Genomic DNA, 20,811 nt, shown 5'->3' with positions numbered 1-20,811 from the left:
CTCGCGACCGCGTTCACGCGTCGCGGCGTTTGAGCATGATCGCCGCGACAACGAACAGCACCAGCGCCCATGTGAGCAAAACGGCGTAGCCGGTCCACGGACCCATCGGGTCCGTGCCGGCGGGCGCGAGGAGCAGAGATCCTGCCTGGATCGGGAAGAAGCGTGTGATCTCTGTGCCGTACTCGGAGAACATCTGCGGGATCGCGGGCACTATCTGGAGGAATACGATCGTCGCCAGCACCGCGGCGACAACGTTGCGGATGATGGTGCCAAGGGCGATACCGATGATGCTGATCGCGGCCAGGTACATGCCGGAACCGAGGACCAACCGGACCAGGTCGGGCGTTTGTAACACGTAACTGTACCCACCTACGGCAAGGATGGCCGGCGCGACGGCGAACCCGATGGCGGAGCTGACCGCGCCAATGACGAAGGAGATCCCGGCGATGATTGCGGCTTTCGCAACCAGCACCGACGTCCGGCGCGGAACCGACAGCAGCGTTGTGCTGATTTGGCCCGAGCGGTACTCGTTCGTGATCATCAGCACCGCGAGCACGGCGAGGACGATGCCGACGTAGCCGGTCTTATCCACGACCATCTCGGGATACGCGTTGTAGTCCGCCTGGGGTGAGCCGCGGTCGCGGAAGACGTAGGCCCAGGGCATAGCAACCCCATTGGCCAGCAAGAGAAGGAGCGTGAATCCGGCGAGGACGTGGTTCGAGGCCAGCCCACGGAATTTGATCCATTCGGAGCCGATCGTGCCTCCCAGGCTGACATTGCGTACCGAGAAGCGGCGCACAACGGGCACTGGGACGGTGTCGGTGGTGGTGCTCATAAGGATGGTCCTTTCATGGAAGAAGCGAGATCAGGCCGAGATGTACTCGACGGAGTCGCGGGTGAGTTGGTTGTAGGCCTCTTCAAGGGTCTGCCGCAGGGGCGTCAACTCGGTCAGCAGCACCCCTGCTTCGTGGGCGGCACGGGCGATCTGCTCGGCGGTCAGGCCTTTCACTTCCAACAGGCCCAGCTCGCTCGAGGCAATAGCCACGCCAGTGGCCGCGATCCGGCGAGTGAGAGTGTGTGCGTCAGCCGTGCGCACGCGGACGCGGCTGCCACCCTGCTCGGTGAGTGAGTTGATGGGAGAGTCCGCAATGATCTCGCCGCGGCCGATGATGATCACATGGTCTGCGATGAGCGCGAGCTCACTCAGTAGGTGCGAGGAGAGGAAGACTGTTCTTCCCTCGGCCGCTAGCCGCACCAGCAGCTCACGGACCCAGGTCACCCCTTCGGGGTCTAAGCCGTTGACCGGCTCGTCGAGGATGAGCGTTCCCGGGTCACCCAGCAGCGCCGCGGCGATGCCCAGGCGCTGACCCATACCGAGAGAGAACCCGCCGACCTTCTTCCGGGCCACCGCGCTGAGACCCGTCGCCTCGAGAACTTCGTCGACTCGTGAGCGTGGTATCCGATGTGTTGCCGCGATCGAAGCCAGGTAGTTCAGCGCTGTGCGGGACCTGTGCGCTGCCTTCGCGTCGAGCAAAGCACCCACCTCGCGCAGCGGCGCCGCGAACGCTCGATATTCAGTCCCGTCGATGAGCGCGCGGCCGGACGTGGGGCGGTCCAGACCTACGATCGATCGCATCGTGGTGGACTTACCTGCCCCGTTTGGTCCCAGGAATCCCGTGACCTTGCCCGGCTGGACCGTGAAGCTCACGTTCCGCACCGCGTGCTTGTCCCCATACGTCTTGGTCAGACCCTCAACTTCGATTGTCATGGCGTCGGCTCCTTCTCATAGCTATTGCCTCGTGGTCTCGACGCTACGGACGGGCGTGTGCGGATGGATGCCAACCAGGGGTTGAACTGGTGCTCTTACAGTGCGCGATCCGGCTGCGCCAACACTCTCCGCAAGACGGGGGTGGTCCCCACGACGCCGAGCTGGACCAGCACGACACCCACAGCAATGCAGCCTGCAACCGTAACAATGAACAAAGGTGCGGTGACGACCGAAACTCCCAAGACAGGGACCACGAGCAGTGCGGCGATGAGGGCCGGCACCACAGCCGCCACCAGCAGCGGAGTACTCACCGACAGGCGCCTCGACCGGGTCATTGCAGAAAACGGCATGCCCAACCGGTCAAGGCTCACGTACAGGGCTCGGCGCTCCATCACCGCGGCCGCCTGGGTGACGCCCACCGAGCACGCCACGAGCAGGTACGACACCGCAACGGCCACCACCACGACCACGCGTATGTCTCCGAAGAACAGAATCTGCTCGGGCGTCACAACGTCCGAGAGTCGCAGCACGGTGGCCAGAAATCCCAGCACGGAACCGGCAGGCACAGCGATGAAACTGGCCAATGCCACCCCGGACACCTGCCGCCACGCCGCCTGCGGCGACTCGAGCACACCACGCATGGCAATCAGCGTCCCGGCGTCGCCAGACCGCACGAGCCTGCGTTGGGCCAGACGGCCCACGAGATAGGGTCCCAGCAAGTTCAGCACAGCCATCACCACGATGAGCACCACGACCAGTGCCGCGGTGACACCCACGGCCCCCCAACCAACCGACGCCAGCTGCAGCACGAGCACAGCACCGCCCACAACGAACCCCGCGATCGCTACGCGCAACCAGTGCATCCGCGGCGCGCTCTGGCGCATGCGCACACCGAGCGGGGAAATCAGAACAAGTCTCAAGCTCGCGCCGGCGCTCACTACAGCGACCACCACGACGGCGAGCAGAAGCACCGCGACGAGCGGCAAGGCCAGCCCTACCCCCTCCGACCCCAGCGGGGTGCCCGCAACGCTAACGAACGAGAGGAGGGGCGGCAGGGGCGAATACAACAGCAGCCCCACGAGCGCTCCCCCGGCTGCAACGAGTCCCGCTTCAACAAGCGCGACTCCTCGCACCCACGACGAAGAGGCTCCCAACAACCGCAACGTCGCGAGTCGGTCCTCGCGGCGACGCGTGGACAGACGCGCCGCGGCGCCGCCGAGCGTACCAACGGGCACCACCAGCACCGCCAGCATCCCCGCCGCGAGGATCCTGTATTGCCCGAATCCCTCAGGGTCCGGGGCGTTCCAGTACGCCCGCGCCAGCGCGACCACGCTCAGGGCCACGGCAGAGATCACGGCGAATGCAAGAACCGGCAGCGCCGTGCTCGAGAGATCGGCGCGGGCCGGCCTTACCAGCAACCACAACGCCGGCAGCCGAAGGTTCGCTAGGGTCCTCATCGCGTTCCGCTTTCGACGATGCGACCGTCCTTCAGCCGAATGATCCGTGAGCACCGACTCGCCACGGCCTCGTCGTGCGTCACCATCACCAACGCTCGTCCCTGCGCCGTGGTCTCCGCAAGCAGGACATTCAATACTTCGGATGCCGTCCTCGAGTCCAGTGAGCCGGTCGGCTCGTCGGCAAAGACAACTCGAGCGTCCGTGGCGCGAGCACGAGCGATTGCCACGCGCTGGGCCTGCCCGCCCGAAAGCTGGCCAATCCTGCGGCCCTCCAGACCAGCCAGACCAAGTTCACCCAGAAGTAGTGTTGCGCGCTCCATCGCTGCGCTCTTCCCCGTGCCTGTCAGGAGCAGAGGAATCGCCACGTTCTCCACCGCCGTGAGTTCGGGGATCAGCATGCCCTGCTGGAAGACAAAGCCGTACTCCCGGAGGCGCACCCCTGAGCGCGCTGCATCCGACAACCCGCCCAGCTCTCGGACTCCGCCACGTGTGCGTAGTGTCACCGTTCCCTCGTCTGGGCTGATAATCCCCGCCAGCGCATGCAGCAGCGTGCTCTTACCCGATCCCGACGGCCCCATGACCGCCACCGACTCACCGTCGCGGACAACCAGATCGACGCCGTCCAGCGCGACTGTCTCACCGTAACGGACACCCACACCGCGGGCAGACAATCGGGGTTCCCACTCGGCGGAGGGCTGCTGTCGCGCGTCTGGGGCAGCGGCAGAAGAAGGGTCAACGCTCATGGTCAGACGCTAATGAAGACAAGGGCACGGGCGATGCCAACCAGGGGTTGATTCCCCACCGGACCAACCCCGCGTCACCAACCCACCTTCGAGCTCCTGACGCGGGGTTGCGAACCTCTGGCGGTCCTGCCGCCATGGCGTTAGTGATCGGTTGCTGCAGCTCGCCTCAGTGCGAAAACGGATAGCGGACTTCGCCGATAATTGTTTGAGGCCCATTACCGGAGGCCAATCGGAATCCGTCTACGCGCACGTCACGAGCACAGCCATGCTCGAGGGCAGCTGTCCGGCGTCGTTCGCCCTCAACAACCCACTGAAAGACGTGCGCCTCGACAGCGACGTCGCGCGGGAGGCCGGCGTGGCCACAGACCTGCGGACGAGTCTGGACACCCCTGAACGGGCGCGCAAGCAACTCGGGCTCGGTGGAGCCCGGCAAGCAGAATCTTGACTTGGCTATGCACAAACGGCGATTAGGTCACAACCACCGTCACCGGCCTTGATGAATCGAGTCGACTCTTCAGTGACGGCAACAAAATGCCCCGCAGAGACCGCGATTTCTTCACCGTCTACGACGACCCAGCCGCCCCCTCGGACGATGGCATACGCATCTTCGACACTGTCATCGAGATGATTGTGGAGCTCCGTGGTCGCACCCGGAGGAAGCTCCACCTTGTACATCTCAAATCCCCGCAAATTCAAGCTCTCGCTAATGCGCTTGTCAAAGGGACTGGCTGCTGGGTGGGGTCCGCGACCAGCCTGCACGTCATCATTATGAATAACGGAGTAAGACATCGCCTCAGTCTATGAGGGGCTTTTCGTGTCCCACACGGATGACGCGCGCATGGAACGCTCAACAGTCGCGGTTTGGACGGCCAAGTCGCGGCTTGTGGTGGTCCTCGGCCAACCAGGTAGTCGTTCTCGTCGCGAAAAGTGAACACGGCCAACCCCGCCTTTCACGATGAATGGTGATGCGGCTTCCGCCTGAATCGGGCCTAATGCCAAAACGATGCGCCAATCATTGCGTTTCCAATTTGGCAAGCCATGTGTATGGTTGCCATTATGGAAAATGATTCGTCCCGCAATGACGCAACCGATCCACAGGGTTTGCCCTCGCCGTTGGAAGCACGCGAAATGCTCTCTCATCTCGAGGACGATGGCTCGGCACTCTCAGAACGATTGGTCACACCCTGGGGGTATCACTTGATAATGGGCGTCATCGTGGCGCTGCTCGTGGGATCACAGGCGTTGCCGGTGGCGGTATCGGGCATTCTATTAGCTCTCGGATTTATCGCGGTTCCTGTACTCACCATCACGTACGCTCGTCGATACGGAATTTCTATCGGTCAGCCGGCTGGCCCGCGCAGCAAGCGCATCGTGCTGATCACGGTGGGAGTGTTGGTCTTAGGCATGATCGCCAACATGGTCATCAAGTTCGTGGGTCTCAGCCCGTGGTGGGGGCTGATACCGGCAGCGCTTGCTTTCACGGCGACGATCCTGCTCGCGCGCCGATATGACAATGCACTTCGAAATGACATTGCCGGAAATAGCACTACGAACAGATGATTCCCGCTTCAGGTCCCCTCTTCAATGAGGTTATTCATTCGCCAGTGCGTTTACGGATCTGCGCGCTGACGCGGCGCATTTCCGAACTGGAGTACGCCGTTATCCGAGACACCCTTGGACTCAGTGATGCCAACCTGTCCAAGAACCTGAAGGTGCTCAGCGATGCCGGCCTCGTTTCGATGCGGAAAGAGAGTTCGCCTGAGCGCACAGATGCCCGAAAACTCACTTGGGTCGGGCTCACGGAAAAAGGAAGAGCGGCCCTGGAAGGTCATTTGGCCGCACTCTCCCAAATTGCTGAGGGCACGGGTGAAGCCGGCGACACTTCCGATTGAATCTGCTCCCTGCCCAGCAGCCGATCATCGATTCCGCAACGACCTCGATCAAGATCAGGTTGAAGGAACTCACGCCTGGACGGGCGTGTGTCGATCTCGTGTCGAGCATGAAAGCCACTGCGGGACTCCCTGTCCCCATCCGAGCGCCTGATCCCATGAAATGGGTAGTCGTCCCCATCGTGACAACCCACCGTCGACAGTACTTTGTCCATATGACCCACACACCCGCTCCCCTAGGATCCGATACCTCCGCGTTCTCGGCCGGCTCTCACGATCGTGTCGACGGCAGCTCGATGGGTGCTCCGCAGCGAGGGACCAATCCTGTGCGCGCTGCCCGACGCTATCTCACGCGGTACGCGGGTTTCTCAGGTCGCTCCAGCCGTAGCGAGTATTGGTGGGTCGCGCTGCTCAATGTCATCGTGTTCTTCGGAGGCAGCGTCCTCATGCTGGTCGTCCAAAGCGCAACGAGCGATGCCCCGCTCCGTGACGACGTGAGCGTCGGCGCCGGTCTGATCGGTACGCTTCTCGCTCTGTGGTTTGTGGGCACGTTCATTCCCGGCCTGGCGCTCGGTGTCCGGCGGCTCCACGACGCGGACCTCTCGGGCTGGTTCATCCTGCTAAACCTCATCCCCTTCTTCGGCCCTCTCGTCGTATTGGTGCTGACCCTTTTGTCCCCAAACCCTGCTGGCGCCCGCTTCGACCGCTAGCACCGAAGTCCCCGGCGGAACCACACACCCCGGGAATCGCTTCGCCCGCACCAAACGACGCCCGCGCCGAGCCCGGCGCTCGCGTCAAACACGCACCGACGAAAAGGAGCCAAACTGATGGCAAAGAAGCGTGTGCTTCCAAAAGACTTCTTCCACTCGATGAGCACGGCGTCTCTCGATGAGCTCGTCGCCGTTTACGACGACCACCTCCTCGACGCCTACCAGGGCGGCGATCGGGCGAAGCGCACACCGCTGTTTTGGGCACTGACTCCCAACGGCTTAATAGAGTGGCTTGTCCGACAAGGACTCGACGTCAACCAACCCGACGCCCAGGGAGTCAGCGCGTTGTTCGCCCAGGCAGATGCCAGCGCGACCTACCCGGAGATATCGCAGCACCACCCCGGCAAGGTGCGATTGCTGATCACCCTGGGCGCAGACATCCATCGGCGTAGTCCATCGGCCATCGGCGGAGAGTTCACGCCCCTGCACATCGCGGCCTTCCGGGGCGCGGGCGCCGCGGTGGAAACGCTACTCGAGTTCGGCGCCGAGGCAGATGCCATCGACGGTCAGGGTCACACCGCCCTCGAACGAGTAATCGCACGAGCTAATCTGCGCACCCTCGACACCCTTGCCGGTGTCGTGGCACCACTAGTAACAGCCGGCGCCAGGATCACACCCGAAATGCGTGAAGCGATCGCGCTACTAGGGCGAGAGGTCAGAGCAGTCGAACCGGGCAGTGCTCGTGCCCACGCGGACAGACGAGCCGCTGCATATGCCCCGCTGGAACGTCTTTTCGAACTCGACGGCGCGTCCCGTGACCCGGCCGCGGAGCCCTCCGGGAAGATTCTTGTGCCCCGTGCTAGTTGGGCGGCTCAGTATCGCACATTGTGGAATGCTCTCGTTCCAGAATCTGGGCAGGCCTCTAGCGTGCAAGGCGAAGTGATCCGCATTAGCGGCAGGATCGGCAACGAGCTATTGGAGATGGGCGGCGTCAACTGGGATGAGCGCTACCGCACCATGCTGGCGCAGCTGCCTACCCTACTCGCCCTTGGTATTCCACTAGACGATACCGACCTCGCGCGCGTCCGAAAGAACTCACGACAGCTCAGCACAGGCACGCACACGCCGGATTCACCGCGGACGGTCGCAGAGTTGCAACAAGCAGCCGTGGCGTGGGTCTCATCGAATACGGTGCCGATCCCACTCTCTAAGCACCGCACCGACTCGGCTTCCGTACGGTTGATCATCATGAGCCCTTCGGATATCGTCAGCGATGTTGAGCGCACCAAGTTGAGGCCGTATCTCAGGGAGCAGGGCTTCCAGGGACCGGGGCCCGAATATCAGCGTTCGGTCGGTGAGACGCTCCAGATTGTCGAGGTCCAGCGAGCGAAATTTGGTGAGGCTCAGGGTCTGATGTACCTCAACGGCAAGATCTTGTTGCCGATGCTCGACCAAGTCCTTGGACGCTCCGTGCCATTGGACGTTGGGGGACGTCTTAGTAGCGTTTTTCTCCGCCCCAACCACGTTGATGCGAGCCTCGATGAGGCAATCACCGTCACGCAGACATCCGACCCGGACGACATCACGGCTGCAGCGGTGCGCGGCCTCGACGCGTTGCTCCGCCGTATGAACGAGATGACGACAACGGCGTATGCCGTCGACTATCTCTCTCGGAGGAAGCTCACCGATTATGAGGGCGTCTTCGGTTGGTACCTCTATCACGATCAGCTGGAGGAAGCGCGCGCCTTCGTGACTGGATTGCACGAGTACTTCGGAGCACAGCCGCGGTGGGAGAAATTGGCGGACAAGCTCGATGACGTCGCAGCGCGTATCTCCCCGGACACTCCCTGGCGAACCTGGCTCTCCAGCCCGTGACTGGGGCGATCGGATGACGGGAGGCGCACGTCAGCCGCTGGTCGAGCTTTTCATCGAAGGGGTCGATCTTGACCTGGTCGATGTCACGCTCACGCCCCCGTCGGTGCCGAAGACGCTTGCGTGGTGCTGGGCCTACCTCGAACGCTCCGTTCCCCATCCCTCACGGGTGCAGCTAGTAGTGACTGGGTACATGGCCGGTTCGGTGGCCCGCTGGGCTCCCGAAGTGGACGCCGCTGGAATCCATGCGGTCCAGCACGGTGCGGAACTTTCAGCAGGGAAGACGCTTCGGCTGCCCGACGGCCGCGCCGTTGTACTGCTCCACGCGCATTACTTTCGCAATGATCTTGATCGGGACCAGACCGAGGTCAACGACCTGATCGCCAAGCGCGTGCTCGTGCACGAAGCACAGCACGTCGTTATGCATCAGAACCAACAGGTCTACCAGCCCGACCCGAGCGCGAGCTTCCGCGATCTCAACCTCGTAGGCGGCGCCGCGGCAATCATCGAGGAGTACCGGGCAGAAATCAGCGTCGATGATACGTTCCGCCGCGGCGAGCCGCTGTGGAAACCGGCCACAATCATCGCTGGCCTTCAGGCCAACCTCGACGGTGCCGTCGCCACGTACCAAGGCCATCGCTCCGTCAGTCGCCTCGTTTTTGAGGTGACCAGTTCTGTGCTGGTCGGATGGCGTGGACTCGCCTACGCTGCCGCACGCGACGTCGTAGTCCCGGAGAGCGGGCTCGTGGACGTTGTCTGGACGAACCCTGCCTGGTCACGTGCATTCGAGGACTGCTGGCACGACTTCAGTGCGGTGCTTGACCGCGTCGAACCCGCCGGTCTAATCATGTCGAGGCAGGCGCTGGACGCCCTCGCCGCTGAGTTCGCGGAGATCATCAACGACTCGATGATAGATCTCGGCTTTCTCTGGCACGACGACATATTCATGATCGAGCCATGGTTCGTCGAGTCCCCGACCTACGCCACCGCCGTCGTAGCCACACGCGCCGACGCTTTGACGACGGTGCAGCGACTGCGAACACGATGGGCCCGTCGCCCGGTGCTAGGAGGGCTCATCTCCGGCTGAGTGATTCAGCTCGAAGCGGTGCCGACGATAGGAATTATCCTTGCAACCGTCCCGAATCATCAATAGCGTCGAAGCTATGGTTTACCCCCACGTCTACTTCTCTGCCACCAAGAACAGAACCGACTTTCTCACCGACTACGAACCGTCGCTAGCAACCTGGGCGGAAAAGGACGGAACGACGCTGCTCACGCGGGCTCTGTGCAACGGCGATCCCGCTAGCCGGGTCGCGATCGCCACGCGGCTGCTCGATGACGGTGCCCACGCCAGTGCTGCGACCGATAGCCAGGTGAACGCGTTGCACGTGTCGCTGAGTGCAACGGCGCACGATTTCGCCGCTGAAGCTCCCCTAACCGCCCGCCTGCTCGATGAAGGCGCGGATATCAACGCCGACAGCGGCAGCCAGGGGGCACGCCGCTGCAAACACTGAGCCGGACGTTCAAGTTCCCCGACGAAACTCTGGCCCCGTTCTATGACGTGCTGTTTGCTCGCCCTGACCCCGACGTGACCACTGCGAACAGCAAGGGGGCAGCGTTACCGAGTGCGCCCAGACCGCTATCGAACACCGCGCCAATCTCCTTGCGCGCTGCCAAGCGCACACCAACCGACACGGACCGCACTGACGTCGAGAACCGACACTCACGCAATCTGCTCATTCCTTCGCTACAGACGACCGTTTGGGATGCGTCAACGCGGCCAACCAAGTCGATGTGCCAAATAGCGACCACAAAACGCCGCCAGAAAGCGCTAACAGCCACAAGCCACGGGCGACGGGTTCCCGCCGGGCCGAAGTCCTGACCAGGCACCAACTCGATAACCTAAGATCAGCGAGATGTCGCGGACAATAATGATGCTGTCAAGTAATCTTCGGGCGTATTCGCGATACCCACGAATCCACTGGTTGAGCATATTTCTTGGTGATCGTGGTGTCGTTGACGACCGTGACATGGTCGATTATCCCGTCACGGTAGATTCTTCTGAGCCGTCGGCCACCATCTCAGCGAAGACGTTCTCGAGTCGGTCGCGGCTGATGCTCTGTAGCGGTGTGGCGATATACAAGACGCACTTCGGGCAGATCGCGGTGACGTGCGACTCTGTTGGGTCCCAACGCAGCGCACCGAAGAGACCGATCATGCCGACCTGTGGCAGCCGAGGATCGATGTAATACACCGCTTCCCCAAGTTCGTGACAGCCGTCCTTCTGGCAGCGCACAGATACCAGCAGGTAGGTCCGAGGGTCGCCCTCCTGCTCTCGCGTTAAAAGTTTCGGGGGTCGGGAGGAGGGGCGATGGGCTGTTTCGCCGCGGAATCCTGCGCCTGTTACTGCTGGGGTACCTGGACTCGAACCAAGAACAAATGAACCAGAATCATCCGTGTTGCCAATTACACCATACCCCAATGGCGATGTCCGAGGACCGCGCCGAAAAGTAACTCTATCCCACTCCGGGTCGACCAGCCAAATTGAGCGGCGGGTGTGTCGTGAGCGGGCCGAGCAGTTCGCGGTTGATGGCAACCGCGGCACGGGCGCCCTCGCCGGCCGACACCAGAAGCTGCTCGGGGCCGGGAGGGGTGGTGTCGCCCGCAGCGTAGAGGCCCGGCACCGAGGTGCGGCCCTGCGGGTCGACAAGGATCAGGCCATCGGCATCCGTGACCGGGTTGAGCGCGCCCGCGAAGGCGGCCGCAGCCTGATAGCGGGGACGCACGAAACCGCCCGCTCTGGGCACGAAGTCGCCGTCGGCGACCTGGATACCGGTCATGGCACCGCGCTCCCCCACGACGTCCGTGAGCGGGCGGCGGTCGACGCGGATGCCGCGCGCGGCCAGAGCAGATTCATCGGTGTCACTGATCTGGCCAATGCCGTTGGTGAAGACGATCAGGTCGTCGGTCCACTGCGAGATAAGCAGGGCGTGCTCGGCGAGGTCGTCGGTCTCGCCGATCAGGGCGAGGGCGCGATCGGCCTCTTCGTAGCCGTCGCAGGCGATGCAACTGTGCAGGTTGGTGCCGTACCAGGCGCGGATGCTCGGCAGCGCCGGCAGCGTCTCGGCCAGGCCCGTGGCGATGAGCACGGTGCGGGCGGTGACCACCCGGTTCTTCTCACCGCGCATGCCCTTGGTGGAGACGGTGAACCGCGCCGCGGCGGCATCGGCCGCGTCAGCTTCGGGCACCTGCTCGATCGTGCGAACCAGCCCCGCGTGGAACTCGGCCGCCGGGTAGGCCTCGTACTCCTCGCGGCCGATGCGGCGCAGCTCCAGCGGCGGCACGCCGTCGCGGGTGATGAAGCCGTGCGAGCGCAAGGTGGCGGAGTGCCGGGGCCGGTTACTGTCGATCATGAGGGTGCGGCGGCGGGCCCGCACGAGGCTCAAGCCCGCGGCGAGGCCGGCCGGCCCGGCGCCGATGATGACGACGTCGTAGGGCGCCGCGGCGGTATCAGCAGCGGCACCGGCAGCGGATTCGCTGCCGGCACCGGCGCTCAGTGAACCATCCGGGCTCATGACACCAGGGTTGCCGCGAGCCGATCCAGCCGGGCCAGCGAATCGGCCTGGCCGAGGATCTCCATGGACTCGAAGAGCGGCGGCGAGATCTTGCGACCCGACACGGCCACCCGCAGGGGACCGAACGCCACCCGCGGCTTGAGGCCGAGGCCGTCGATCAGCGTGGTGGTCAGGGTGCTGTGCACGAGCTCGTGGGTCCAGTCCGCCTCGGGAATGTCGCGGAGCGCCGCCGTGGAGGCCGCGAGGATCTCGCCGGCGTTCTGCGGAAGCGACTTGAGCGCATCCGCCTGGTGCTCGAGCTTGTCGGCGCTCTGGAAGAGGAAGCCAAGCATGTCGGGCGTCTCGCCGAGGAGGGCGATGCGCTCCTGCACGAGCGGGGCGGCGGCGGTGAGGATGGCCTGCTCGTCGTCGCTGAGCGGCTCGGTGACAATTCCGGCGTTCACCAGGTACGGCACCACGCGGGCAGCGAAGTCGGCCGGGTCGAGCAGCCGGATGTGGTCGCCGTTGAGCGATTCGGCCTTCTTGAGGTCGAAGCGGGCGGGGTTGGGGTTCACGTCGACAACGTCGAATGCGGCGATCATCTCTTCGATCGAGAACACGTCGCGGTCGTGCGTGAGCGACCAGCCCAAGAGGGACAGGTAGTTGACCAGGCCCTCGGGGATGAAGCCGCGCTCGCGGTGCAGGAACAGGTTGGACTCGGGGTCGCGCTTGGACAGCTTCTTGTTCTTCTCGCCCATCACGTAGGGCAGGTGGCCGAAGCGCGGCACGAAGGTGGTGAGGCCGATGTCGATCAGCGCGTGGTACAGCGCGATCTGGCGCGGCGTGGAGGAGAGCAGGTCTTCGCCGCGCAGCACGTGGGTGACGCCCATGAGCGCGTCGTCGACGGGGTTCACGAACGGGTAGAGCGGGTGCCCGTTGGGCCGCACCACGACGAAGTCGCTGAACGAGCCGGCCGGGAAGGTGATCTCACCGCGCACCAGGTCGTCGAAGGAGAGCTCGGTGTCGGGCACCTTGAGCCGGAGCGCGGGCTCGCGGCCCTCGGCGCGAAAGGCGGCCTTCTGCTCGTCAGTGAGGTCGCGCTCGTAGTTGTCGTAGCCGAGTTTGGCGTCGCGGCCGAGCTTGATGTTGCGCTCGGCGATCTCCTCGCCGGTGGCGAAGCTCTCGTAGATGTGGCCGGATTCGGTGAGCTTGGCGATCACGTCGCGGTAGATGTCGTAGCGCTGGGACTGGCGGTACGGCTCGTGCGGTCCGCCGGCCTCGATGCCCTCGTCCCAGTCCAGGCGCAGCCAGCGCATTGCCTCGAGAAGCTGGGTGAAGCTCTCCTCGCTGTCGCGGGCGGCGTCGGTGTCCTCCACCCGGAAAATGAACTTACCCCCGGTGTGCCGGGCGTAGGCCCAGTTGAACAGGGCCGTGCGGATCAGGCCGACGTGCGGCGTTCCGGTGGGCGAGGGGCAGAACCGCACCCGCACATCAGTGCCGGTTGCGGTCGAGAACGGGTGCGCTGTTGTAGTTGACATACTGCTGTCATCCTACCGAGCGTGCGCCGCGACCGGGGTGTGCGGCATCGGGGCCCGACCGGCCTCGACCAGCGACCAGGGCGCCGCGTCGATCTCGCCGATGGCCCGAATGGTGGCCGCCACGGCCGGAATCGACTCCGCGCCCTCGGTTCCCACCAGGTGAATCGTGCGGAAATCGCCGCTCGCCGTTGGCCGGGCGACGATCCCGGCCGGCAGCGGTGAGGCGGCGATGGCCAGCGCGGGCACGAGCGCCACGCCCAGGCCCGCCGCGACCATGCCGAACACGGCCACGACGTTGTCGGTCTCGTACGAGATGCTCGGGGTGAAGGCGCTCCGGGCGGCGAGGTCGAGCAGGTGGGCCCGGCAGCGCGGGCAACCACCGATCCACGGTTCACCGGCCAGCAGGGCCAGGTCGATGCGGTCCTGTCCGGCCAACGGGTGCTCGCGCGGCACCACAACGAGCATCTCATCGCGCCAAAGCGGCACAACCGTGAGTCCCTGGGCGCTCTGCCGGTGCGGGTCGGCCTGGTCACCCGTGTAGCTGAACGTGATGGCGAGGTCGGCGGCCTGGTCGCGCACCGCCCGCACGGCCTCCGGCGGTTCGGCCTCGAGGTAGTTCAGTTGCACCCCGGGGTGCCGTTGGGAAAGCCCGCGCAGCAGGGTGGGGATGACAGTGGCGGACGCGGACGGAAAGGCGGCGAGGGTCACCCGGCCGCTGCGGAGGCCGGCCAGGTCGCTGAGTTCGCCCGCCGCGGCATCCAGCGCCTGGGTCACGGTGGCCGCATGCCGGGCCAGGATGCGGCCGGCCTCGGTGAGCCGCACGCCGCGGCCGGCCTTGGCCACCAGAGGCAGGCCCAGCCGGGCCTCGAGCCGTTTGAGGTGCTGGCTCACCGCGGGCTGGCTGTAGCCGAGCGACCGGGCGGCGGCCGTGATGGAGCCGAGTTCGTTGATGCGGTGCACGATGCGCAGTGCGTGCGAATCTACGTCCAGTGCACGGTGAATATTCTCGGCCATTCTCGAATCATAACGACTGGTTATCAAACTGATCGGGCACTGGGCATTGCCGAATAGGTGATCGGGCGTGACGCTGGGTAGATGCGATCCACCGTTGTCCCCACTCGTACGCCACTGACGATGGCTGAGGCGCGGGCCGCCTACTCCCCCACGGCCACCCGATACCTGGCCGCGTGCACCTCCGGACTCCCCACCACCGCGACCGTACGGGCGCTGCACGACGACGCCGACACCTGGGGCAGCGGCCTGGCCTCCCCCGCGCACTACCAGGTGGAGATCGACCGGTCCCGGGCCCTCTATGCCGGCCTGGTCGGGGTGGGCGTCGACCGGGTGGCGATCGGGTCGCAGGCCTCGGTGATGGCGGCCGTGCTGGCCGCCTCCGTGCCCGTCGGTCGCGAGGTCGTCTGTGTCGACGGTGACTTCACGTCCATGGTCTTCCCCTTCCTGCAGCAGGAGCACCGCGGCATCACGGTGCGCCACGTGCCGGTGGCCGAGCTGGCGAGCTCCCTCACCGAGCGCACCTGGCTGGTCGCGTTCTCGCTCGTGCAGTCCGCCACCGGTGAGATCGCGGATGCGCCGGCCATCCGCGCCGCCGCCACCGCCGTGGGAGCCTTCACGCTCTGCGACACCACGCAGGCCACCGGCTGGCTGCCCGTAAACGCCGGTGACTTCGATGCCACCATCTGCCACGCCTACAAGTGGCTCGGCGCACCACGGGGAACGGCTTTTCTCACCGTGACGCCCGAGCTGGCGACGGTGCTGCGCCCGGTGCAGGCGGGCTGGTTCGCGGGAGAGAACCCGTGGGCATCCTGTTACGGCCCCACCATGACCCTGGCCACGGATGCCCGCCGCTTCGATGTGTCGCCGGCCTGGCCGGCCTGGGTGGGCACGCGGGTGGCGCTGGAGTTCTTCAGCACGCTCGATCCGGCCGCCGTGTACGCCCACGATACGGGCCTCGGCAATGCCCTCTCTGCCGGGCTCGGTCTCCTGCCGCGGGACCAGGCCATTGTCACGTGGGCCGACCCCGCCGGCACCGACCTTGCCCGACTCACCGCCGCCGGCATCACCGCTTCCGGCCGGGCCGGCCGCGCCCGGGTCGCGTTCCACCTCTGGAACGCTCCCGCCGACGTGGACGCGGTGCTCGCTGCTCTCGCCCGGCCCTGATCCGCGCGACAGAAACGCACGAAAGCGGCCCTGTGGTCGCCTCGGGATGGTGAGGTGACCACAGAACCGCTTTCGCGAGACTGCGTGGTGGTGGTGCTGCGGCGCGCTACTTCTGCGCGGACACCGCGTCGATGATGGCCGTGGCGAGCTTCACCGAGGAGGCGGGGTTCTGGCCGGTGTAGAGATTGCGGTCGATTTCAATGTGTTCGGCGAAGGAGGCACCCTCGACGAAGTCGGCGCCGAGCTCCACCAGGCGAGCCTGCACGAGCCACTTGGCCTTCGGGGCGAGGCCGCCGAGGGCCTCTTCGGCGTCGGTGAAGCCGGTCATCCGGTAGGCGAGGAACGGCCAGGTGCCGTCGGCTGCCTCGGCGGCCAGCAGGGCGGCCGGGGCGTGGCAGAGCACACCGAGGATGCGACCCGAGTTGAGGGTGTCGGTCATGATCTGACCGCTGGTCGTGTCGACGGCGAGGTCCTCCATCGGGCCGTGTCCACCCGGGTAGAAGACCACGTCGAAGTCGGTCGCGGTCACGTCGTCGAGCGAGGCCGGGCTGTGCAGCGCGGGAAGCGACTCGAGGTAGCGGCGCAGTTCGGCCGAGCGGTCCTCGCCGCCGGTGGCGCCGGGGGCCAGGCTGCCGAGATCGACGGTGGGCGCGGCCCCCTTGGGAGTGGCGATGGTGATCGACCAGCCGGCCTCGGTGAAGAGGCGGTGCGGCTCGGCGAGCTCTTCGGCCCAGTACCCGGTGGGGTGCAGGCTGCCGTCGTTGAGGGTCCAGTGGTCAGCGGCGCTGACGACAAAAAGTACGGAAGTCATGGTTCTCCTAGATCAATTCAGCGAATCGGTTTGCGGCGGTCGAGGATTAGTTGGCGGCCGCGGCGAGGTTGGAGCCGTTGGTCTTGACGACCATCTTGCCGGTGTTCTCGCCGCGAAGCATGCCCAGGAACGCGTCGACGGAGTTCTCGATGCCGTCAACGACGGTCTCGTCGAAGACGATGTCGCCGGCAGCGAACCAGGCGCCCATCTGCTCGGTGAAGGCCGGGAAGTGCGCCAGGTAGTTGCCCACGGTGAAACCGGTGAGGGTGAGACCCCGGGTGACGATGTTGACCATGTTCTGCACGCCGGTGGTGCCATCGGTGCGGTTCATCTGCGAGATCGCGCCACACAGCGCGGCGCGGCCGCCGTCGTTGAAGGCGCCGAGCGCGGCGCTGAGGTGGTCGCCGCCCACGTTGTCGAAGTACACGTCGATGCCCTCCGGCGCGGCCTCGGCCAACGCGGTGGCGAGGTCGCCGGTCTTGTAGTTGAACGCGGCGTCGAAGCCGTACTTCTCGGTGAGCAGGGCCACCTTCTCGTCGGTGCCGGCGGAGCCGATCACGCGGGCGGCACCCTTGAGGCGGGCGATCTGGCCGACCATGCTGCCCACGGCGCCCGCGGCACCGGAGACGAAGACGGTGTCGCCTTCCTTGAACTTGGCGACCTCGAGCAGGCCCACATAGGCGGTCAGCGCCGTCATGCCCAGCACGCCGAGGTAGGCGGATGCGGGAACGTTCGGGATCTCGGGAACGACACGGAAGCCCGCGGCATCCTCCTGCACGACGTCGCGCCAGCCGTACTGGTGCACAACGAGGCTGCCCACTGGCACGGACTCCGCGGCCGACTCGACGACGTGGCCGACGGCGCCGCCGCCCATGGTCTCGCCGAGTACGAACGGCGGGATGTAGGACTTGACGTCGTTCATGCGGCCACGCATGTAGGGGTCGACGGAGATGAAGTCGTTGACGACACGCACCTGGCCGGCGGCCAGCTCGGGCAGCTCGATCACGGCGGTGCTGAAGTCGGCGGCGGTGGGCCAGCCCGTGGGCCGGCCGGCGAGCTGAATCTGAGTACTGGTAGCTGTCGTCATGCGAAGAATCCTTACTGTTCGTGGTGGTGCCGGGCGCTTGTGGCAGGCCCTCGTTTTCTGCACCGATCGTTTTACTATAGCCGGGCTATCGGTTATAGTGAAACGAGCGGTACAGAACATTCACAGGTATCGCACGCACACCCGGACAGACGTCCGCGGACGGAAGGCAGGCAGGCAGCGCATGGGACGGCTCCAGACGTTCGACAGCACCACGGTCGTGCAATCCGCCCGCGACGTCTTCTGGGACCTCGGCTACGACGGCGCCTCCCTGGCGGACCTCGAGTCGGCCACGGGCCTCAACCGCTCGAGCCTGTACCACGCGTTCGGCAGCAAGCGAGGGCTCTTCGACGCCGCCGTCAGCGATTACAGGGACACCGTCATCCGCCCTCGCCTGCGTGGCCTGCAAGCGGATGGTGCCGGCCGGCGGCAACTGTTGGCCTACTTCGACGAGCTCCGCGAGGCCGTGGCGAAGCTGCCGTTGGACTCCCCCCGGCGTGGTTGCCTATTGGTCAATTGCGCCACGGGCCTCGCCACCCACGACGAGCCCGCCCGCGAGGTCGTGGAGGCGTACCGCACCGAACTCGCCGACGCGCTGCGCCATGCTCTCGCCGGGGCTGCCGCCGCCGCTGCGGGCGCAGCTGAACACGCATCCGCTGCACCGGGCGCCGGTGCACCCGGTGCCGGCCAGCCCGGTTTCACCGACCGCACCGACGAAAGGGTGCGCACGCTCGCGTCGCTCTCGATGAGCGCCATGCTGCTCGCCCGGGTCAACGCCACCGAGTCGGCCGCCCTGCTCTCCACGGCCGCCGACCAGGTTCGCGCCTGGTTTCCCGCGCCCTGACCGCGCTGGCCGCACCGTCTACAGCGGCTAACTGTTCCCTGGCCGGACAATCGGTCCCGGCGTACCGGGACCAATTGTCCGTTCTGGCAACAGTTGTGGCTCAGGCGAGGTCGAGTCCCCACTCCGCGGCGAAGGCCTCCGCGGTGAACTCGTCGAGTTCGCGGCGCGCGGTCGCCAGCATCGAGTCGGCCAGCTGCGAGTTGCCCTGCCCGGAGCGGTAGACGGCGCGCCCGTCGGCCCTGACCCGGATGACGAGGTCCGAGACCGCGGGTCCGATGGGGCTATCGCCCAAGCCGAACAGGCTCAGCGCGATCGACGCCGCCGACCCGGCGATCATTCCTGCCCGGCGCGGCAGAGTGATCTCGCGCGGCTCGAGCTCGGCCGTGTAGATCTCGGACGCGTAGATCTCGCCGGCGTTCATCGGTCCCCCGCCAGGCCGGGTCAGGCCGTGCGGCGCACAGGGTTGGTGAGCACGCCGAGGCCCGGGATCTCGATGCTCGCCGTGTCGCCGTCGGACACCTGCCGGGCAGCGCTCGGTGACCCGGTGAGGATCACATCGCCGGGCAGCAGGGTGAACGAGTGCGAGAGGAACGAGACGATCTCGGCCATCGAGAAGGCCAGCAGCGACACCTCGCCGTTCTCGAACTCGATGTCGTTCACCCGGCCGAGCACGCGGCCATCCGCGGGATCGAACTCGGTGTCGATCACCGGCCCCAGTGGGCAGAAGGAGTCGAAGCTCTTGGCCCTGGCGCCGTGCCCGCTGGCCTCGCTCAGATCGACCGCGGTGACGTCGTTGGCGATCGTGTAGCCGAAGATCGCGCCGGCGGCGGCGTCGACGCTGAGGTTCTTGGCGACCCGGCCGATCACGATGGCCAACTCGCCCTCCACGCGCACATCGCTGGATGCCGCGGGCAGGACGATGGGATCGTTCGGTCCCACGACGGTGGTGTTGGGCTTGAGGAAGAAGCGCGGTTCCGACTTCCCGCCGGGTGCGGCCAGCGCGGCGGCCTTCTCCGCGGCATCCGCGAAATAGGCGCCGGCCAGGCCGACGACCTTGGAGCGGGGAATGACCGGCGCGAGCAGTGCGACGTCGACCAGGGGCAGTCGCGCGCCCGTGGGGTTGTACCCGGCGAACATGGGGTCGCCGGTGAGGACCACGAGCTCGTCGTCGTCGATGATGCCGAACGCAATGGTGCCGGCGTGGCTGAACCGGGCGATCTTCACGCGAGCACCCCGGCATCCGACGCGTCAGCGTCCAGGCGCAGCAACCAGCCGTGCCGGTCGGGCAGGCGGCCGTACTGGATGTCGGTGAGTTCCTGCCGCAGCGCCATGGTGATCTCACCGGCGGGGCTGTCTGCGGAGCCGATCTCGAAGCCGGCACCCTTGAGCTGCGCGATCGGGGTGACGACGGCGGCGGTACCGCAGGCGAACACCTCGGTGATCGCACCGGATGCGACACCGTCGCGCCACTCGTCCACGGTCACGTCGCGCTCCACCACGGTCATGCCGCGGTCGCGGGCGAGCTGCATGATGCTGTCGCGGGTGACGCCCTCGAGAATGGTGCCGGTGAGGCGGGGCGTGACCAGGGTGTCGGTGCCGTGCACGAAGAACACGTTCATGCCGCCGAGTTCGTCGATGTGCGTGCCGGTCTCCCCATCGAGGAAGAGCACCTGCGCGCAGCCGTTGTCGTAGGCCTCCTGCTGCGGCAGCAGCGACGCGGCGTAGTTGCCGCCGCATTTGGCCGCGCCGGTTCCACCGCGGCCCGCGCGGGAGTACTCGGTGGAGAGCCAGATGCTCACGGGGGCGACGCCGTCGGTGAAGTAGGCGCCGGCGGGGCTGGCGATCACGTAGTAGCCCACCTTGTGCGCGGCGCGCACGCCGAGGAAGCTCTCGTTGGCGATCATGAACGGGCGCAGGTACAGGCTGGTCTCCGGGGCGTCGGGCACCCACTGGCCGTCGACGGCGATCATCTGCTTGATCGACTCGATGAAGTCGGCCACCGGCAGCTCGGGCAGTGCGAGGCGGCGCGCCGAGCTCTGCAGCCGTTCCGCGTTCTTCACCGGCCGGAAGGTCCAGATCGAACCGTCGGCGTGCCGGTAGGCCTTCATGCCCTCGAAGATCTCTTGCCCGTAGTGCAGCACCGACGAGGCCGGGTCGAGCAGCAGCGGGCCGTAGGGGGTGACCCTGGCGCTGTGCCAGCCCTCCTCGATGGTCCAGTCGATCGTGACCATGTGATCGGTGAAGTGCTTGCCGAAGCCGGGGTCGGCGAGGATGGTCTCGCGCTCGGCGCGGGTGCGCGCAGCATCGGACGGCGTGAGCTCGAATTCGAGCGGGAAGGTGGTGGTCTGCTGGCTCATGGGAGT

At 65.9% G+C, this 20,811-nt stretch carries 22 protein-coding genes and 1 tRNA gene; 8 read left to right on the top strand and 15 right to left on the bottom strand.

All coding sequences use genetic code 11. The annotated features are described in order from the left end of the window. Positions 1–13: 13 nt before the first annotated feature. The 5 genes from ACEN2M_RS10545 to ACEN2M_RS10525 all read right to left on the bottom strand — a co-directional run bounded on the left by ACEN2M_RS10545 (position 14) and on the right by ACEN2M_RS10525 (position 4,757). A complete protein-coding gene (locus tag ACEN2M_RS10545) occupies positions 14–835 on the bottom strand; it encodes an ABC transporter permease (RefSeq protein ID WP_441648071.1) in 822 nt (273 codons plus the stop codon). A 30-nt stretch (positions 836–865) separates the two neighbouring features. Continuing rightward, a complete protein-coding gene (locus ACEN2M_RS10540) occupies positions 866–1,768 on the bottom strand; it encodes an ABC transporter ATP-binding protein (protein ID WP_441648070.1) in 903 nt (300 codons plus the stop codon). Between the two features lie 95 nt (positions 1,769–1,863). Further along, positions 1,864–3,123: a permease gene (locus ACEN2M_RS10535; RefSeq protein WP_441648069.1), complete on the bottom strand. Its 1,260-nt coding sequence runs from the start codon at positions 3,121–3,123 to the stop codon at positions 1,864–1,866. Between the two features lie 98 nt (positions 3,124–3,221). Beyond that, positions 3,222–3,968, bottom strand: a complete 747-nt coding sequence (locus ACEN2M_RS10530; RefSeq protein WP_441648068.1) for an ABC transporter ATP-binding protein — start codon at positions 3,966–3,968, stop codon at positions 3,222–3,224. 450 nt (positions 3,969–4,418) lie between these two features. Next, positions 4,419–4,757: a hypothetical protein gene (locus ACEN2M_RS10525; RefSeq protein ID WP_441648067.1), complete on the bottom strand. Its 339-nt coding sequence runs from the start codon at positions 4,755–4,757 to the stop codon at positions 4,419–4,421. 267 nt (positions 4,758–5,024) lie between these two features. Between ACEN2M_RS10525 and ACEN2M_RS10520 the strand changes: the two genes are divergently transcribed. The 6 genes from ACEN2M_RS10520 to ACEN2M_RS10495 all read left to right on the top strand — a co-directional run bounded on the left by ACEN2M_RS10520 (position 5,025) and on the right by ACEN2M_RS10495 (position 9,953). Then, positions 5,025–5,528 (top strand): hypothetical protein, encoded by a 504-nt coding sequence (locus ACEN2M_RS10520; RefSeq protein ID WP_441648066.1) that lies wholly within the window; start codon positions 5,025–5,027, stop codon positions 5,526–5,528. After that, the gene (locus tag ACEN2M_RS10515; RefSeq protein WP_441648065.1) at positions 5,525–5,860 is read left to right on the top strand and encodes a transcriptional regulator; all 336 of its coding nucleotides are present in this window, start codon (positions 5,525–5,527) and stop codon (positions 5,858–5,860) included. Before ACEN2M_RS10520 ends, ACEN2M_RS10515 begins: the two co-directional genes overlap by 4 nt. 212 nt (positions 5,861–6,072) lie before the next feature. Then, positions 6,073–6,567 (top strand): DUF805 domain-containing protein, encoded by a 495-nt coding sequence (locus tag ACEN2M_RS10510; protein WP_441648064.1) that lies wholly within the window; start codon positions 6,073–6,075, stop codon positions 6,565–6,567. A 117-nt stretch (positions 6,568–6,684) separates the two neighbouring features. Beyond that, positions 6,685–8,442 (top strand): ankyrin repeat domain-containing protein, encoded by a 1,758-nt coding sequence (locus ACEN2M_RS10505; RefSeq protein ID WP_441648063.1) that lies wholly within the window; start codon positions 6,685–6,687, stop codon positions 8,440–8,442. Between the two features lie 13 nt (positions 8,443–8,455). After that, the gene (locus ACEN2M_RS10500) at positions 8,456–9,526 is read left to right on the top strand and encodes a hypothetical protein (protein ID WP_441648062.1); all 1,071 of its coding nucleotides are present in this window, start codon (positions 8,456–8,458) and stop codon (positions 9,524–9,526) included. A gap of 76 nt (positions 9,527–9,602) precedes the next feature. Beyond that, positions 9,603–9,953 carry a hypothetical protein gene (locus tag ACEN2M_RS10495; protein WP_441648061.1) on the top strand — a complete coding sequence of 117 codons (351 nt, stop codon included), beginning with the start codon at positions 9,603–9,605 and terminating at the stop codon, positions 9,951–9,953. A 524-nt stretch (positions 9,954–10,477) separates the two neighbouring features. Here ACEN2M_RS10495 and ACEN2M_RS10490 read toward each other — a convergent pair. The 5 genes from ACEN2M_RS10490 to ACEN2M_RS10470 all read right to left on the bottom strand — a co-directional run bounded on the left by ACEN2M_RS10490 (position 10,478) and on the right by ACEN2M_RS10470 (position 14,545). Further along, positions 10,478–10,693, bottom strand: a complete 216-nt coding sequence (locus ACEN2M_RS10490) for a hypothetical protein (protein ID WP_441648060.1) — start codon at positions 10,691–10,693, stop codon at positions 10,478–10,480. Positions 10,694–10,848: 155 nt separating this feature from the next. Continuing rightward, positions 10,849–10,920: transfer RNA gene (locus ACEN2M_RS10485), tRNA-Gln, on the bottom strand. Positions 10,921–10,955: 35 nt separating this feature from the next. Further along, a complete protein-coding gene (locus ACEN2M_RS10480; RefSeq protein WP_441648059.1) occupies positions 10,956–12,014 on the bottom strand; it encodes an NAD(P)/FAD-dependent oxidoreductase in 1,059 nt (352 codons plus the stop codon). Next, positions 12,011–13,531 carry a glutamate--tRNA ligase gene (gene gltX, locus ACEN2M_RS10475; RefSeq protein WP_441648058.1) on the bottom strand — a complete coding sequence of 507 codons (1,521 nt, stop codon included), beginning with the start codon at positions 13,529–13,531 and terminating at the stop codon, positions 12,011–12,013. The genes ACEN2M_RS10480 and gltX overlap by 4 nt, the downstream gene beginning before the upstream one ends. A gap of 12 nt (positions 13,532–13,543) precedes the next feature. Beyond that, positions 13,544–14,545, bottom strand: coding sequence for a LysR family transcriptional regulator (locus ACEN2M_RS10470; RefSeq protein ID WP_441648057.1), 1,002 nt, complete (start codon positions 14,543–14,545; stop codon positions 13,544–13,546). A 120-nt stretch (positions 14,546–14,665) separates the two neighbouring features. Between ACEN2M_RS10470 and ACEN2M_RS10465 the strand changes: the two genes are divergently transcribed. Beyond that, positions 14,666–15,709 carry an aminotransferase class V-fold PLP-dependent enzyme gene (locus tag ACEN2M_RS10465; protein WP_441648056.1) on the top strand — a complete coding sequence of 348 codons (1,044 nt, stop codon included), beginning with the start codon at positions 14,666–14,668 and terminating at the stop codon, positions 15,707–15,709. 106 nt (positions 15,710–15,815) lie between these two features. Here ACEN2M_RS10465 and ACEN2M_RS10460 read toward each other — a convergent pair whose 3' ends face one another. Together ACEN2M_RS10460 and ACEN2M_RS10455 are read right to left on the bottom strand one after the other, a co-directional pair. After that, entirely contained in the window at positions 15,816–16,520 is a 705-nt protein-coding gene (locus tag ACEN2M_RS10460) for a type 1 glutamine amidotransferase domain-containing protein (RefSeq protein ID WP_441648055.1), read from the bottom strand. A gap of 46 nt (positions 16,521–16,566) precedes the next feature. Beyond that, a complete protein-coding gene (locus tag ACEN2M_RS10455) occupies positions 16,567–17,607 on the bottom strand; it encodes an NADP-dependent oxidoreductase (protein ID WP_441648054.1) in 1,041 nt (346 codons plus the stop codon). Between the two features lie 181 nt (positions 17,608–17,788). On the opposite strand from ACEN2M_RS10455, the gene ACEN2M_RS10450 reads away from it, so the two are divergent. After that, on the top strand, positions 17,789–18,448 hold the full coding sequence (locus tag ACEN2M_RS10450) for a TetR/AcrR family transcriptional regulator (RefSeq protein ID WP_441648053.1): 660 nt from the start codon (positions 17,789–17,791) through the stop codon (positions 18,446–18,448). Between the two features lie 100 nt (positions 18,449–18,548). Here the strand turns inward: ACEN2M_RS10450 and ACEN2M_RS10445 are convergent, their stop codons facing one another. The 3 genes from ACEN2M_RS10445 to ACEN2M_RS10435 are packed head-to-tail and all read right to left on the bottom strand — an operon-like array spanning position 18,549 to position 20,805. After that, complete coding sequence (locus ACEN2M_RS10445) at positions 18,549–18,869, bottom strand: hypothetical protein (protein WP_441648052.1); 321 nt, start codon at positions 18,867–18,869, stop codon at positions 18,549–18,551. A gap of 20 nt (positions 18,870–18,889) precedes the next feature. Beyond that, positions 18,890–19,672 carry a fumarylacetoacetate hydrolase family protein gene (locus tag ACEN2M_RS10440; RefSeq protein ID WP_441648051.1) on the bottom strand — a complete coding sequence of 261 codons (783 nt, stop codon included), beginning with the start codon at positions 19,670–19,672 and terminating at the stop codon, positions 18,890–18,892. Further along, a complete protein-coding gene (locus tag ACEN2M_RS10435) occupies positions 19,669–20,805 on the bottom strand; it encodes a branched-chain amino acid aminotransferase (protein WP_441648050.1) in 1,137 nt (378 codons plus the stop codon). Before ACEN2M_RS10435 ends, ACEN2M_RS10440 begins: the two co-directional genes overlap by 4 nt. Positions 20,806–20,811 lie beyond the last annotated feature (6 nt).

This window comes from Cryobacterium sp. W22_MBD10_FK3, from assembly GCF_052113745.1.
In the GTDB taxonomy this organism is placed as follows: domain Bacteria; phylum Actinomycetota; class Actinomycetes; order Actinomycetales; family Microbacteriaceae; genus Cryobacterium.
This window is presented reverse-complemented; position numbering and strand designations above follow the sequence as displayed.

What these genes read in the sequence shown, in the direction of transcription:
- ACEN2M_RS10525 (WP_441648067.1), bottom strand. Translation starts at nt 4,757, where the DNA reads ATGTCTTACTCCGTTATTCATAATGATGACGTGCAGGCTGGTCGCGGA.
- ACEN2M_RS10435 (WP_441648050.1), bottom strand. Translation starts at nt 20,805, where the DNA reads ATGAGCCAGCAGACCACCACCTTCCCGCTCGAATTCGAGCTCACGCCG.
- ACEN2M_RS10445 (WP_441648052.1), bottom strand. Translation starts at nt 18,869, where the DNA reads ATGAACGCCGGCGAGATCTACGCGTCCGAGATCTACACGGCCGAGCTC.
- ACEN2M_RS10540 (WP_441648070.1), bottom strand. Translation starts at nt 1,768, where the DNA reads ATGACAATCGAAGTTGAGGGTCTGACCAAGACGTATGGGGACAAGCAC.
- ACEN2M_RS10520 (WP_441648066.1), top strand. Translation starts at nt 5,025, where the DNA reads ATGGAAAATGATTCGTCCCGCAATGACGCAACCGATCCACAGGGTTTG.
- ACEN2M_RS10480 (WP_441648059.1), bottom strand. Translation starts at nt 12,014, where the DNA reads ATGAGCCCGGATGGTTCACTGAGCGCCGGTGCCGGCAGCGAATCCGCT.
- gltX (WP_441648058.1), bottom strand. Translation starts at nt 13,531, where the DNA reads ATGTCAACTACAACAGCGCACCCGTTCTCGACCGCAACCGGCACTGAT.
- ACEN2M_RS10545 (WP_441648071.1), bottom strand. Translation starts at nt 835, where the DNA reads ATGAGCACCACCACCGACACCGTCCCAGTGCCCGTTGTGCGCCGCTTC.
- ACEN2M_RS10530 (WP_441648068.1), bottom strand. Translation starts at nt 3,968, where the DNA reads ATGAGCGTTGACCCTTCTTCTGCCGCTGCCCCAGACGCGCGACAGCAG.
- ACEN2M_RS10515 (WP_441648065.1), top strand. Translation starts at nt 5,525, where the DNA reads ATGATTCCCGCTTCAGGTCCCCTCTTCAATGAGGTTATTCATTCGCCA.
- ACEN2M_RS10495 (WP_441648061.1), top strand. Translation starts at nt 9,603, where the DNA reads ATGGTTTACCCCCACGTCTACTTCTCTGCCACCAAGAACAGAACCGAC.
- ACEN2M_RS10470 (WP_441648057.1), bottom strand. Translation starts at nt 14,545, where the DNA reads ATGGCCGAGAATATTCACCGTGCACTGGACGTAGATTCGCACGCACTG.
- ACEN2M_RS10455 (WP_441648054.1), bottom strand. Translation starts at nt 17,607, where the DNA reads ATGACGACAGCTACCAGTACTCAGATTCAGCTCGCCGGCCGGCCCACG.
- ACEN2M_RS10505 (WP_441648063.1), top strand. Translation starts at nt 6,685, where the DNA reads ATGGCAAAGAAGCGTGTGCTTCCAAAAGACTTCTTCCACTCGATGAGC.
- ACEN2M_RS10500 (WP_441648062.1), top strand. Translation starts at nt 8,456, where the DNA reads ATGACGGGAGGCGCACGTCAGCCGCTGGTCGAGCTTTTCATCGAAGGG.
- ACEN2M_RS10450 (WP_441648053.1), top strand. Translation starts at nt 17,789, where the DNA reads ATGGGACGGCTCCAGACGTTCGACAGCACCACGGTCGTGCAATCCGCC.
- ACEN2M_RS10465 (WP_441648056.1), top strand. Translation starts at nt 14,666, where the DNA reads ATGGCTGAGGCGCGGGCCGCCTACTCCCCCACGGCCACCCGATACCTG.
- ACEN2M_RS10460 (WP_441648055.1), bottom strand. Translation starts at nt 16,520, where the DNA reads ATGACTTCCGTACTTTTTGTCGTCAGCGCCGCTGACCACTGGACCCTC.
- ACEN2M_RS10510 (WP_441648064.1), top strand. Translation starts at nt 6,073, where the DNA reads ATGACCCACACACCCGCTCCCCTAGGATCCGATACCTCCGCGTTCTCG.